Origin of the sequence: Vaccinium witches'-broom phytoplasma str. VAC, from assembly GCF_000309405.1 — a bacterium.
Classification (GTDB): domain Bacteria; phylum Bacillota_I; class Bacilli_A; order Acholeplasmatales; family Acholeplasmataceae; genus Phytoplasma.
This window is the reverse complement of record NZ_AKIN01000212.1, coordinates 1-354: the sequence shown is the minus strand read 5'-3', so window position 1 is coordinate 354 and position 354 is coordinate 1. Positions and strand designations below refer to the sequence as shown.

Sequence of the window (354 nt, the reverse complement as noted above, 5' to 3'; positions counted from 1 at the left end):
TCCGATCTTTGCGATCCACTATCTTCGGTATTTTCTTTTTCTTCAAAAGGAAACTTTCCACCAATCAAACAAACAAAACACCAACTTGGAAAGGCTATTTAATTTATTTTTTAATTATTCTTGGATGTTTAAGTTTCATTTATCTCTCTTTCTTTCATCAACCCAAAGACCCATCCTCTAAATACGCAGGCCAATTAATCAATAAAATCGATAAAGCTATTGACAAATACGACCAAACTATCAATGATTACAAAGGGCTCAAATCCAATTGGGAAGGTGAATTAAAGAAATGTGAAGAAGAATTAAAAACATTATATGAAAAACAAGCAATTAATCAAGAACAAAAAGAAAAAA

At 30.2% G+C, this 354-nt stretch carries 1 pseudogene; it reads left to right on the top strand.

The features are described 5' to 3' along the window. Positions 1-354: pseudogene (locus tag RI68_RS02970) on the top strand (DNA double-strand break repair rad50 ATPase); the annotation flags it as partial.